This is a genomic window from Nocardia sp. NPDC051030 (assembly GCF_040683015.1).
In the GTDB taxonomy this organism is placed as follows: domain Bacteria; phylum Actinomycetota; class Actinomycetes; order Mycobacteriales; family Mycobacteriaceae; genus Nocardia.
Genome location: NZ_JBFBCD010000011.1, coordinates 51253 through 63190, shown reverse-complemented (window position 1 = coordinate 63190; position 11938 = coordinate 51253). Strand labels below are relative to the sequence as shown.

13 protein-coding genes and 1 pseudogene are annotated in these 11938 nt (G+C 64.4%); 2 read left to right on the top strand and 12 right to left on the bottom strand.

Annotated elements, in window-relative coordinates; translation table 11 throughout:
• The first annotated feature begins 35 nt into the window (after nt 1-35).
• The gene (locus AB0N05_RS32585) at nt 36-893 is read left to right on the top strand and encodes an SMP-30/gluconolactonase/LRE family protein (RefSeq protein ID WP_364701074.1); all 858 of its coding nucleotides are present in this window, start codon (nt 36-38) and stop codon (nt 891-893) included.
• A gap of 136 nt (nt 894-1029) precedes the next feature.
• Here the strand turns inward: AB0N05_RS32585 and AB0N05_RS32580 are convergent, their stop codons facing one another.
• Entirely contained in the window at nt 1030-1353 is a 324-nt protein-coding gene (locus tag AB0N05_RS32580) for a helix-turn-helix domain-containing protein (protein WP_364701072.1), read from the bottom strand.
• Nucleotides 1354-1555: 202 nt separating this feature from the next.
• Between AB0N05_RS32580 and AB0N05_RS32575 the strand changes: the two genes are divergently transcribed.
• Nucleotides 1556-1882, top strand: a complete 327-nt coding sequence (locus AB0N05_RS32575; protein WP_364701070.1) for an EthD family reductase — start codon at nt 1556-1558, stop codon at nt 1880-1882.
• Nucleotides 1883-2080: 198 nt separating this feature from the next.
• Here the strand turns inward: AB0N05_RS32575 and AB0N05_RS32570 are convergent.
• The 11 genes and pseudogenes from AB0N05_RS32570 to AB0N05_RS32520 form a co-directional block, all read right to left on the bottom strand.
• Nucleotides 2081-2612 (bottom strand): annotated as a pseudogene (locus tag AB0N05_RS32570) (LysR family transcriptional regulator); the annotation flags it as partial.
• Nucleotides 2613-2758: 146 nt separating this feature from the next.
• Nucleotides 2759-3814 (bottom strand): 3-deoxy-7-phosphoheptulonate synthase, encoded by a 1056-nt coding sequence (locus AB0N05_RS32565; RefSeq protein WP_364701068.1) that lies wholly within the window; start codon nt 3812-3814, stop codon nt 2759-2761.
• A gap of 218 nt (nt 3815-4032) precedes the next feature.
• Entirely contained in the window at nt 4033-4434 is a 402-nt protein-coding gene (locus AB0N05_RS32560; protein WP_364701066.1) for a hypothetical protein, read from the bottom strand.
• A gap of 30 nt (nt 4435-4464) precedes the next feature.
• Nucleotides 4465-4710 carry a phosphopantetheine-binding protein gene (locus tag AB0N05_RS32555; RefSeq protein WP_364701064.1) on the bottom strand — a complete coding sequence of 82 codons (246 nt, stop codon included), beginning with the start codon at nt 4708-4710 and terminating at the stop codon, nt 4465-4467.
• Nucleotides 4710-6359: an AMP-binding protein gene (locus tag AB0N05_RS32550; RefSeq protein WP_364701062.1), complete on the bottom strand. Its 1650-nt coding sequence runs from the start codon at nt 6357-6359 to the stop codon at nt 4710-4712. Before AB0N05_RS32550 ends, AB0N05_RS32555 begins: the two co-directional genes overlap by 1 nt.
• Before the next feature lie 20 nt (nt 6360-6379).
• Nucleotides 6380-7708 carry a salicylate synthase gene (locus AB0N05_RS32545; RefSeq protein ID WP_364701060.1) on the bottom strand — a complete coding sequence of 443 codons (1329 nt, stop codon included), beginning with the start codon at nt 7706-7708 and terminating at the stop codon, nt 6380-6382.
• A 184-nt stretch (nt 7709-7892) separates the two neighbouring features.
• Nucleotides 7893-8921, bottom strand: a complete 1029-nt coding sequence (locus AB0N05_RS32540) for a ketoacyl-ACP synthase III family protein (RefSeq protein ID WP_364701058.1) — start codon at nt 8919-8921, stop codon at nt 7893-7895.
• 44 nt (nt 8922-8965) lie between these two features.
• Nucleotides 8966-9463, bottom strand: a complete 498-nt coding sequence (locus AB0N05_RS32535; RefSeq protein ID WP_364701056.1) for a hypothetical protein — start codon at nt 9461-9463, stop codon at nt 8966-8968.
• Nucleotides 9453-9845: a carboxymuconolactone decarboxylase family protein gene (locus tag AB0N05_RS32530; protein WP_364701054.1), complete on the bottom strand. Its 393-nt coding sequence runs from the start codon at nt 9843-9845 to the stop codon at nt 9453-9455. Before AB0N05_RS32530 ends, AB0N05_RS32535 begins: the two co-directional genes overlap by 11 nt.
• Nucleotides 9846-10076: 231 nt before the next feature.
• Nucleotides 10077-10589 carry an aromatic-ring-hydroxylating dioxygenase subunit beta gene (locus tag AB0N05_RS32525; RefSeq protein WP_364701052.1) on the bottom strand — a complete coding sequence of 171 codons (513 nt, stop codon included), beginning with the start codon at nt 10587-10589 and terminating at the stop codon, nt 10077-10079.
• Nucleotides 10589-11881, bottom strand: coding sequence for an aromatic ring-hydroxylating dioxygenase subunit alpha (locus tag AB0N05_RS32520; RefSeq protein WP_364701050.1), 1293 nt, complete (start codon nt 11879-11881; stop codon nt 10589-10591). The genes AB0N05_RS32525 and AB0N05_RS32520 overlap by 1 nt, the downstream gene beginning before the upstream one ends.
• Nucleotides 11882-11938 lie beyond the last annotated feature (57 nt).

Sequence of the window (11938 nt, the reverse complement as noted above, 5' to 3'; positions counted from 1 at the left end):
CACTCCAGGGCTATTCATATCCGGAGGTAGGAAACATGACCAGAACCGAATCCATCACGCCCACCGTGCTGTTGGAAGGACTCGGGCTCGGTGAATCCCCGCGCTGGCACGACGGCAAGCTCTGGCTGTCGGACTGGCTGGCCGGACAGATTCTGACCGTAGACGAGCAAGGTTGTCGCCAGGTTGCACTCGAAATGACCGGGATTCCCTTCTGCTTCGACTGGCTGCCCGACGGCCGTTTGCTGGTGCTCTCCAATGGTGAGGGCCGCAAACTCCTGCGCCGCGAACCCGACGGCACCCTCGTCGCCCACGCCGATCTCACCCACATCTCCGAATACCCTTGGAACGAAATAGTCGTCGACGCCCAAGGCAATGCCTACGTCAACAGCATTGGCTACGACATGATGGCCGGCGAAGACCCCCGACCCGGCGTCCTGGCCCTCGTCACCCCAGACGGCACCGCCCGCCAGCTCGCCGACGACCTCTACTTCCCCAACGGCATGGCGATAACCCCCGACGGCTCCACTCTCATAGTCGCCGAATCCCATGCAAAACGCTTGAGCGCCTTCACCATCGACTCCGATGCCACTCTCTCCGACCGCCGCATCTGGGCCGAGGTGGACGGCTACCCCGACGGCATCTGCGTCGACGCCGACAATGCGGTCTGGACCGCCGCCATGGACCGCTGCCTGCGCATCGCCGACGGTGGCGAAGTCCTCGCCGAAGTCCCCCTCGACCGCAGCGCCTTCGCCTGCATGCTCGGCGGCCCCGACGGCACCACCTTGTTCGTCGTAGCGGCGGAATGGAAAGGCACGGAAGGCATGGCCCCGGACACCCGCACTGGCCAGGTCCTCACAGCCAAGGCCCCCACTCCGCACGCCGGTCGCCCCTGAAACCGCCCGGCGCAAGCGCTGATTCGACCCGCTTTCCGACCACTTCACCCGTGTAGCTATGTGCTGCTACACGGGTGAAGTGTGTGATCGGTGGATCGATTCGACTATGCCCGTGTCCGAGTCGGCGTCCGTCAGATCACCGCTCCACCTGGTCGGGCGTGATCTTCACGTCTCCGTGGCCTCCTGATTTGTGTTCTTGCTCCTGCGCCCAGGTGATCGCCCATTCGTCGAGCGGATTGAGGGCGTCACGGAGTGCTGTCCCCAGCCGAGTCAGATCGTAGCCATCGGCCGAGGGGGCGATGATCCCGCTCGATGCGAGTTCGCGGAGCCGCTGGTAGAGGACGCTGGATGATAGCCCTTCGCACCGCGTCAGCAACGCGCGCGCACCGAGCGGACCTGCACGCAGTTCCCAGAGAATTCGCAGCGCCCACCGACGGCCGAACAGGTCCATCGCGGCCATGAGGGGACGGCCGGTAGTCGATCCACGAACCGGTGTTCCTGGGCGCGGTGTCGGCATGACCCTCCTTGCGTTTCGTTATTGCGTTTCGTTATTCGAAACACTAGCATTCATCTAGTGTTTTCTGATTTCGAAACAAACTCGACAGGAGAGCCGATGTCGCGGATAGCGCTGCTGGAACCGCTGTCTCTGGACGGAGGCCGTCTTGCATAAGCTTGTTGTCCTGTATTCCAAGCCAGCTGACCCTGACCACTTCCGCGACTACTACGTGACCAACCACCTTCCGTTGGTCAAGAATTGGCCCGGCCCACTTGCGTGGCGCTACAGCTTCGATGTGGCGGCGATCGAGGGAACCACGACCGAGGGAGAAGCGCCGTATTTCGCGGTCTTTGAAGCCGACTTCGCTGACCGCGCCGCCATGGACGCGGCGCTGACATCAGCGCACGGAGAGCGGCTGTCCGCCGATGTCGCCAACTACGCCACCGGCGGTGCGGTCATCATCCACTATCCGGTACAGGACGGCATCGGCTGAGGCAGGCCGGTACGCATTCGGGTCGGCCGGTTAAAGCCAGGTCCGGCTAGGACGTGTTGATGGGCGGGCATCGCACAGCAGTGCCCGCCCATCGGCATGTTCGGTAGAGGTCAAGTCCCGGGGTTGTGGCGTAACCGAGGTGGTCGCCGCATGATCTGAAACATGTCGAAAGAGATTGGGGGCGTGTGGAATCGGGGTTTCGGCCAGCGGATGATGCTGTGCCAATTGGACCCCGACGCGCTGACGACGTAGCAGGAATCGGCGCACGCCACGGCCCGGCTGTTCACCACGGGTGATCCCCGCATCGATACTGCCGTCGGCGACCGCGGCAGAGATCTCCGGTATCGCCATCGGGACCGCGCCGACCTCGAGTCCTGGGCTGCTGCGAATGCGCCTGTCCACCAACGCCGGTGCCGTTTCGGCCCCTGCGCTGAGGCTGTATCCGATGCGCAGTGTGCCCAGTTCATCGGCCGTTTCGGGCGGTGTCCCATGCCCGGTCCAGTGCTGCCAGCGCGGGCGGCGCGGACTCCGCCAAAGCCGCACCGGCCGTGGTCAATACGACGCTGCGCGTGTTACGAACCAGCAGTCTCGTACCGAGTTCCGCCTCCAACCGGCGCATACGGGCACTGAGCGCGGGCTGCGCGATACCGATTCGTGCGGCCGCGCGGGTGAAGTTCAACTCCTGCGCCAGCACCAGAAAGTACCGCAGGCTCACCGTATCCGGCGCCACATGCCCTCCCCGATTAATAACGATCCGCTCTGAGCCTGACCCGTCGGTCTTTCCCTCGACCACACATCAAGCCCAAGGTGGTGGGTTCTGGGACTTTCCGCATCACACCTGCATTCAACTCTCCTGCGCCATACAGCCTTCGATGCTCACCGGAGCCTCGAGCGGATAGCAACAGCCGTGGCGAGCCGATCTAGTTGTGCCGCAGTAGCTTCCCAGTCCAGGCAGGCATCGGTGATGGACCTGCCGTACGCCAGATCGGCACTGCGACCCAGCGTCAGGTCCTGACGGCCCGCGAGCAGAAAGCTCTCCATCATCAAGCCCACCACGCTACGATCCCCGGCGGCGATCCGCTCGACAATCTCGGTGATCACATCGACCTGCCGGTTGTGGTCCTTATTGCTGTTGCCGTGGCTGGCATCGACCACCACCCGCTGCGGCAGCGTCGCCTTCTCCAACCGCAGGCACGCCTCGGCGACGGAGGCCGCGTCGTAGTTGGTCCCGTTGGTACCGCCGCGCAAGATGACGTGGCAGTCCGGGTTGCCGATCGTGCGGATCAGCGCGGACCGGCCATCCAGGTCGGTGCCGGGGAACACATGGCTGGCGGCCGCGGCCCGCACCCCGTCGACGGCCACCTGCACGTCGCCGTCGGTGCCGTTCTTGATCCCGACCGGCATCGACAGCGCGCTGGCCAGCTGCCGGTGCACCTGGCTGGCCGCAGTACGGGCGCCGATCGCGCCGTAGGAGACCAGGTCCGCGATGTACTGCGGGGTGATCGGGTCGAGGAACTCGCACGCTATCGGCAGTCCGAGTGCGGTTATGTCGACCAGCAGTCCCCGGCCCAGTCCGAGACCGGTGTTGATGTCGAAGGTCCCGTTCAGGTGCGGGTCGTTGATCAGACCCTTCCAGCCCAAGCTGGTGCGCGGCTTCTCGAAATATACCCGCATCACCACGTGCAGGCGGTCCGACAGCTGTTCGGCCTTGGCGGCCAGACGACGGGCGTAGTCCAAGGCGGCGTCGGGATCGTGCACCGAGCACGGGCCGACCACCACCATCAGGCGGTCGTCGTCGCCATTGAGCACCTCGACGGTGGTCCTGCGACCGGCACGAACTACACCAGTGTTCGCCTCGTTGATCGGGTGTGTGGAGCGGACCTCGGCGGGCGAGAGCAGCGGGCTGATACACAGCGTGCGCTGATTATCCAAATCTGCCGTGTCGACGAAGTCGCAAGTATCAACACTCGATGTAACTGTCACAAGGTTCCTTTCGCAGCCCAACCCGCCCGACGTCGCGCTGGTTCTAAGCCGTCTTCTTAGTCATGCCGCCACGTAAGCCAGAAGAAATTTGGGCTAGATCGATTAAATGGTCATACCGCGCGCTGATCACCCGCTTCGAGGGGGCCAGCGCAATCGATCCGGTATTCTCAATCGTAGGCGTTTCCAGTCATCTTGCGCTTGAAGTCATCGCTATGTTGGACGTACTCGGCGATCGTTCCGTCCGGACTCATGGCACGTAAGTTGTGGCCTGAAGGAACCACTTTGACATCATCGATGATCTTGACCCTGGTCTGGATGAAATATGCGCGCAACGCGTCCAGGTCATCCACCAAACAGGTCAACTTGGTGGCCTCGAACCGCTCAGTGTCAGCCTTATCTCCCGCGATCAAGAGGACACTTCCGATTCCTACGATATCGAGCCTGAACGCCTCGTAATAGAATTCGTGATGCGGACGGTTCACTCCTTGGAGTGCCATGTAGAACTTTTTGCATGCTTCAAGTTCCGTCTTTCGAAGGTATATCCTGTAAAAACATTTAACGATCTTCATGGCTACTCCCAATCCTCAGCGCGCCAGCGGCTAATCAGCGAGGAACCGCTGCCACGCGTGCAGTGTGGGCTCCGCACTCAGGTCGCGGAACGACACACGAATTCCGGCCCGCCGCCACCTGTTGGCGAGTCTCATCATCCCGAGCGAAGTCACACCCATGTGATAGAGATTCGCCTCGAGCGGGACGTCGGCAGGTGTCACGCCGACCATCTCGGCGACTGCCGTGCGCAGGTCGTCGAGGGTCGGAGGGGCGGGCTTGTCGTGCGTTGTGGACATCAGCGGGTCTCCGATACAACGTCGTGTGTGGACAAGCGGACCAGCGCCGACTTGTCGACTTTCCCCAAACCGGTCAGCGGGAGGTCATCGATGATCTCCAGGCGGTCGGGCAGCTTGAATTCGGCGATCCCCCGGCCGCGCAGGGCATCGCGCATTTCGCGGAGTAGCGGCGGCGACCCCGCAGGCATGATGTAGGCGCAGATCGCCTCGCCCAGGTCGGGGTCGGCCTGGCCCACCACTGCGACCCGGTCGACACTCGGCAGCGCAAGCAGGTGACCTTCGAGTTCGGCAGCGGAGATCTTCTGACCTGCCCGGATGATTACGTCTTTGATCCGGCCTTCGATGATCAATTCGCCGGCGCCGGTCAGCCGCGCCAGATCGCCGGTGCGGTAGAACCCGTCGGCAGTGAAGGCACGGGCATTGTGTTCGGGGGCGCGGTAATAGCCGCAGAGCGTATAGGGGCCGCGCACGAGCAGCTCGCCGGTCTGCTCCGGCACGAGGACCGCGCCCGACTCGTCGACGATCCGGACTTCGTCAAAGGGTGAAATGGGACGCCCTTGCGTGCTCAGGATGGTCTCGGTGCTGTCGGAGGGCAGCGTGAAGCTGATCATCCCCTCCGCCATTCCGAACACCTGCTGCAGCACGCAGCCGAACTCGGCGCGAACTCGTTCGGCGACATTACGCGCCAGTGGAGCCCCGCCGATCTGCAGCACCCGAAGGCTGGAGACGTCGAAGGGCGCTTCCGCGAGCGCCTCGAGCCACAGCTGTGCCACAGCCGGAACCACCGAGGTGAACGTCACCTGCTCCCGCTCGATCGCCTCGAAACACTCGTACGGATCCGGGTCGGCCGCGAGCACCACGCCGCCACCGACGGACAGCGTTCCGAGAACTCCGGGGCATCCCCAGGTGAAGTTGAACTCCAGCGGCAACGTGGCCAGATACCGATCGTCGGACGATATGCCCAGCAGCTCAGCTGTCCTCGAGATCTGATACAGGTAGTCGTCATGCGTCCGCGGAATCAGCTTCGGCAAGGCGGTAGTGCCGCCGGACAGCAGGAAGAACGCCACATCGCCCGAGTCGGGTACGGGCAACGCCGTCGGCTCGGCGTCCACGTCGGACAACGGCACGAACGTCACCGGCGCGGCCGCCCCGGTCTGGTCGGCCGAGGTCTCCCCACGGCTGACGAAGACCATACGCAGGGTGGGGCATTCACCGATCACGTCGCGGGCCAACGCGATGTGATCCAACCCGGGCTGATCGCCGGCCACGATGTGTGCCACCGCACCCGAGGCGGCGCACAGGTGCCGAATCTCGTTGGCACGGTGCGCGACCAACGAGAACACGGGTTTGGCGTCGATGCGCAGCAACGCGAAGAACACCACCACGAACTCGGCGGTGTTGGGCAGCTGCACTATGACACGATCACCGGCCCGGAGGCCGCGAGCGAGGAACCCGGCCGCCATACGATCGACACGAACGGCGAGCTCCGCGTAACTCGTGCGGCCGTTCACCTCGATCAGCGCGGCGCGATCCCCGAACGCGCGCGCCCACTGTTCCGGCAGCGCGGACAGTGTCTGTCCGCGCCAGCATCCGTTCTCCCGGTAGGCTTTCGCGCGTTCTTCAGGATAAGGTGTGCATCCTTCGAGCATCGGCTCAGCTCCTCCAATCATCACGCGCTCTGCGGCACCAAGAACTGGGCCACGCTGTCCAACTTCTCGCAGGTCTCCTCGAACTCTCGCTCCGGACTCGACTGCCCCACGATGCCCGCGCCGGCCCGCAGCCACGTCCGCCCGTCCTGCCGATAGACCGAGCGCAGCACCAGTGCGGCGTCCATCGCCCCCTCGTCGTCCACCGTCAGCACCGAACCGCTGTAGAGACCGCGCTCGGACTCTTCGATTCGCCGGATGCTCTGGTACGCCGCCGATCTCGGCACTCCGGAAGCGGTCACCGCGGGAAAGGCCGCTCCGAAGGCGTCCCACGCCCGGCGACCGTCCTCGAGTCGGCCGCTCACCCGCGAGGCCAAGTGCTGCACCGAACCGCGTTCACGGATGGCCATGAACTCCTCGACCACGATCGACTCGGGGACGCAGACGCCCCGCAGATCGTCGCAAGCGACCTGAACCGAAATCGCGTGTTCGTAGATCTCTTTCGAGTCCGATAGCAATTCGGCACGCAACCGCTGATTCTCCGCGGCGTCGGGCGAGACCACGCGCGTTCCCGCCAACGGCTGGATGGTGACTTTCCCGTCCGTGGTCACCTGGACCACGATTTCCGGACTGAAACCCGCCACTTCGACACCGCCGAGGCGAATCAGGAACGAGCGTGCCGGATTATTCGCGCGCCGTCCCACCACGAATGTCGACACCAGATCGATCTCGTGTTCGACCGCGACCACCCGGGAGCAGATCACCTTCTGGACGCGGCCGTCGTTGATCTCGGCGATGGCATTCGCCACGGACTGCCGGTACTGCTCACGGCCTCGCTCCCGCACGGCGAGCGGCGTCGCGGCAGCCTCGGTTTCGGGTGTCGTGCCTTCGACCAGTTCGACAAGCCGCTGCAGCGCCGCCTCCTCCGTGGCGCGCACCAGCGCCACGGAGGGGCCGAAGCGGACTTCGGCGCCGGGAATCATCAGGTGAAGCAACTGCTGATCGCCTACCGCGCCCGCGTCGCCGTCCTTGGCATAAGCCAGCTCGAACGCCGACCACCCGTATGCCCGCCAGCCGCGGACCGGAAGTCGATCGAGCAACGTCTGAACATCGCGGAGCGGCTCAGACCCCCAGGCAAGCTCCTCCGACATCGCGCCCTGCACGCGGGCCCCATGCCGGTCCAGGATCAGTCGAGCCAGCGGGCCGCAGGCGAAAGACCAGTGACCGCTGTTCTCGTAGAGCACGAAGTCCTCATGCTCGTGGGCGGCGGCCAAACGTGCGGCCGTCGCCAGGGCTGAGGTCGAAAGCGGAACTGTCCGTTCCAAATACGCGACAGTGGAGGCAGCGAGCATGATCAGTCCTTCGCTCAGGGATGGAGAGCCGACGAGGCCAGAACGTCGGCGGAGTAGTCGGTGACGGCTGTCGCCTGGTCGGGGTTCAGCCGGGAATCGCAGGGACGCTCCGCGGCATGATCCGTGGCCGTCTCCAGGCTCGCGAAGCATTCCCCGACGCGGTCGGGTGTGACTTCTTGTGGAATCAGCTTGGGGTGGCGGTGATTTCGACGACGGCCGCAGCGCCTTCCATGCCGGGTGCGCCGGCGAACAGCAGCACCTTGTCACCGACGCCGACATGGCCTCCGCGCCACAGGTACTCCAGGCCACGCAGCTGGTCGAGTGGGCCGCCGTGGCCGTGTGAACGGGTGTAGTCCAAGATCCCCTTCTCTTCCTCGATGCCCAACGGATCGAGGAAGAGATCGCGGATCGCCCAGTGGGTGAAGCCGTCGTGCACGACGCGGGCGACGTCATCGAGCGAGATGTCGGCGTCCTTCAGCACGGCTTCGACAGCCTCGATCACGACGGAGCCGAAATCGGATGTCGGATGGAGGATTCCCTCCGCGACCTGTTGCCGGAACAGGCTCGATCGCTCCGTGAGGTTGAGCGATCCGCCGACCGTGAGGCCGGGCGGAAACAGCGTCTCGCCCATGCGGTGCTGCTCCTCCAGTTCGGGCGCGGAGACCGATCCGATCGACAACAGGCGCGCGAACCCCGGGCGGCGGGACAGCACCACTGATCCGCCGCCATCGGCGAGCACGAACAGACTCGACGCGCGCCAGCGGTCCACCGACGGTGTCCCGAAGTTGTCGGCGCAGGTCAGAAGCACCGCAGGACGGCTCGGCATGGCCATGAGATAGCACGACGCCAGCTGCAGGCTCGAGAGAAATCCGATGCAGCCATTGCGAATCTCCACCGACATGACCGGTTGGTTGATGGTCATGCGGTTGATGTAGTGCGGCGCTGACCATCCGTCCGGGCCTTGCGGATGCACATCGGCGTGGAAGTGGGCGCCGATCTCGTCGGCGCCGTGGCCGCATTCGGCCAGGGCGACGTTCGCCGCCTCGATGGCGAGGTCCGGCGCGGGCGTTGTGCCTGCTACCGAAATCGCCAGCTGCCCACTGCGATCGCGTTCCTCGGCCGCATATCGGCCATCGGCCACAGCGTCGGCGGTCTGCACCGTCCCGCATTTCGCCGTTCCGATGCCGACAAGATGGATGTCATCGACCTTCATTTCGACCCCTCTTCAGAGAATATTGATGACGAAGGTGGTGGGAGCTACCGGTGGGAAGAGTGAGGATTTTCCGCGCGCCAGGTGCACCCGTCGCCCGCCTGTTCGCACGACACCTTGACGTCCGGTTCCACGTAGCGGGCGGCGATGGCGGTGTTGAGTTCCTGGCAGTAGGGACACGGTGACGAGAAGGTCAGGACGACGCCGGCGCGGGCAGCTTCTTTGCGGTACCGGAGGATCCCGCAGTCGGCGTTACGCAGGACGGTGCCCGAGGGCTGAGGCTCAATAGAGACTGCCGAGTCGTACAGCAATAGCTGACGTTGCAGCCGGGTCATGAAGTGATCGGTAGCCGATACCCCGTCGGGCCGTTGCGCGCGTAGCAATTCCGCGGTGATGCGGGAGTTCGCCGCGATCCATCCAGCCAGGCCTTCTTCGCCGTGCTCTCCCAGGACGAACTCTTCCGCTGCCGCCTGGGCCTCGAAGAATCGCTGGCGCCACAGGTCGACCTTCTCCGCCGGGGCGAGAGGAGACATTTCACCGGTCATGGTCCGCGTCCTTCCCGGTGACGTTGTCCAACTCGGCGAAGACCTCCTGGGCGACGCGTAGTCCGTTGTTGGCGACCGGCCAGCCGCCGTAGTAAGCGAGCTGAATGATGACTTCGATGATCTTCTCTCGCGACATCCCGAGGTTCAGGGAGGCGCCGATGTGGCCCCGCAACTCCCAATCGGTCCGCCCGAGTGCGACCGCGGCCAGTGCGACCAGTTCGCGCTCCTCGAGGCTCAGGTGCGGGCGGGCCCAGACCTCACCAAATAAGTGGTCGACGGTGATGCGCAGGAACTCCGGGTAAGACCCCGGGCGCGGTTCGCGGCCGAAGACCTCCTTGAAGATGGCTTCACCCCGCTCGCGCCGGGCCGACGGCTGATTCATTGATTAACTCCTCCATATTGGGACGAACGGTTTTCGACGTCACGAAGACGAGGACCAGCCCGAGCCCCTGTCGAAAGCGACCGGAACAGCCGCCCTCTCGGCGATGATCCCCACGACGACCGGTCCGATGATTCGCATCAACGCGAACAGGCGACAAGCGCTCCAGAAAGACCTGGCTTGGCTGCGGCGGCAGTTGGGAAGCCACCAGGGCTGGCCGCTGTCATCGGCCCATTACAAGACGATGCTGAGCTTGCCGTGCTCGTACAACGTCTCGTGGTCGAGCACCACGACCCGTTTCCGGATCCGGAACGACTCGCCCTCAGGGACGAGTTCGAACCGATATTTTCCGATGTAAGCGTCGGAGCGCCCGTGCCCGATGCGGTATGCGACGACATTTGCCGCCACCTCGAGGTAGCTGCCCTGATCAGCCAGGATTTCCACGTTGCTGATCACGCGATTCGTTCGCGACCGAGGGTCCTCGCACCACACCTCACCATTGAGGAGTTGCTCGATCCGCTGGCGAAGCCGGGCAGCATTGTCGTCGATGAGCCCGAGTGCGCCGGCCGACTCGTCGCGGACGTCGGTAGCCGGCACCACGTAGCGGATGTCGTCGGTCAGCATCTCGTCGTACCACTCGATCAGACGCCACTCGTCAAGCAGCCGAGCCTCACGGAAAAGGAACTGGCTCACCCGGTGCCACAGCCTCACCTGGGCTGCATCGTCGACTATCAGCTCGCTGGTCATTACTTTCCTGCCTCTTGCGACTCGGCCTGGTGGGCGACCTCGACGTGACCATCGTCGCCGTGCATCAGCCGGTCCCACTGCCGCCAGAATGCGCGGGCAGGAAGCTCGTCGGTCGTCTCGGGGATCTCCTTGTTCATGCCGCGTGACAGATCCGAGTAGCGCACCGTGCGGTTGAGATAACCTCGCTGGCACGACTCGACGATCTCGATGTCGTCGGGAGTGGCGAAGCCAGCGGGACCGAGGAACGTCAGGTAGTGACTCTTGCGGAGTTCCCGGATCTCTGGATCTTCGTCCTTGGGGGCCAGCGCAACCGAGGTGATGGCCATCCGGTCGGCGCCGATCGGGTCAATCTTGCGAATCGTGATCGCAATCGCGTCGATGACCAACAAGTTGGGGAAGATCAGCACCGCACGATTGGTGCCGGTGATCCGTTCGGCGCGTTCGGCGCCGAATCGGTCGACGAAACGTGCGGCGGTCGCCTCGATTCGCGGCCGGACCTCGGGACCGAACATCGGTGTCCAGTGGGCGAGCGGGCGGGCGGCGGCCGGCGGCAGCTCGTTGGCTCCATGACCCAGGCCGAGGTCGCGGCCGAAACCACCTCGTCGTCGTGGTGGCATCGACCCGAGCGACTGCATATAGCTGACGTAACGCTTGTGCAGTGCTCGGAAGTGGTAGATGTCGACGCTGTTCTCCATCATGAGCTTCCAGTTGGCTCGAGCCCCGTGGAGTTGCGCGCCTTGGATCACCTCCATTCCGACCTCGGACTGGTCGTCGATCAGATCGAGGTACTCCGCGGCTCCCGCCAGGTACTCGGTCAGGGTGCGCGGCTGCTCCGGATCGAAGGTGAGGAAGACAAATCCGCGGTAACTGTCACTACGGTGCTGAGCCAGGCCGAGGTCCGCCTTCCGAAAGTCCGGCCCGTATCCGTCGGGAATCGGAACCCCGACCAGTTCGCCCTGGTTGGAGAACGTCCAGTCGTGATAAGGGCACCGGAACGATTTGGCCTGCCCGGCTGGCTGCGAGCAGATCAGAGCCCCGCGGTGAGTGCAGCTGTTGGCAAACACCCGGATCACCCCGTCGGCCCCGCGCGCCATGACCACGGGGCGCCCGCCGACATCGCGTGCCACGTAGGAGCCCAACTCGGGCACCTCCGATTCGTGCCCGACGTACAACCAGCAGCGATCGAAGATCCTGGCCATCTCTCGCGCGGCCAAATCGTCGTCGGTATAGGCGCGGCGATCCACCCGGAACGAGAGGCGCTCCAAATCATCGACGACGATCGGGTCGTCCACCAGCCGCTGCAGTTCGATTGTCACGGCTCCCCTTTCGCTGTAATTTCTGGACGGTTC

Bases quoted from the DNA above. Each gene is read 5' to 3' on its own strand.
- AB0N05_RS32585 (WP_364701074.1), top strand. From the start codon at position 36: ATGACCAGAACCGAATCCATCACGCCCACCGTGCTGTTGGAAGGACTC.
- AB0N05_RS32580 (WP_364701072.1), bottom strand. From the start codon at position 1,353: ATGGCCGCGATGGACCTGTTCGGCCGTCGGTGGGCGCTGCGAATTCTC.
- AB0N05_RS32560 (WP_364701066.1), bottom strand. From the start codon at position 4,434: ATGAAGATCGTTAAATGTTTTTACAGGATATACCTTCGAAAGACGGAA.
- AB0N05_RS32555 (WP_364701064.1), bottom strand. From the start codon at position 4,710: ATGTCCACAACGCACGACAAGCCCGCCCCTCCGACCCTCGACGACCTG.
- AB0N05_RS32550 (WP_364701062.1), bottom strand. From the start codon at position 6,359: ATGCTCGAAGGATGCACACCTTATCCTGAAGAACGCGCGAAAGCCTAC.
- AB0N05_RS32545 (WP_364701060.1), bottom strand. From the start codon at position 7,708: ATGCTCGCTGCCTCCACTGTCGCGTATTTGGAACGGACAGTTCCGCTT.
- AB0N05_RS32540 (WP_364701058.1), bottom strand. From the start codon at position 8,921: ATGAAGGTCGATGACATCCATCTTGTCGGCATCGGAACGGCGAAATGC.
- AB0N05_RS32535 (WP_364701056.1), bottom strand. From the start codon at position 9,463: ATGACCGGTGAAATGTCTCCTCTCGCCCCGGCGGAGAAGGTCGACCTG.
- AB0N05_RS32530 (WP_364701054.1), bottom strand. From the start codon at position 9,845: ATGAATCAGCCGTCGGCCCGGCGCGAGCGGGGTGAAGCCATCTTCAAG.
- AB0N05_RS32525 (WP_364701052.1), bottom strand. From the start codon at position 10,589: ATGACCAGCGAGCTGATAGTCGACGATGCAGCCCAGGTGAGGCTGTGG.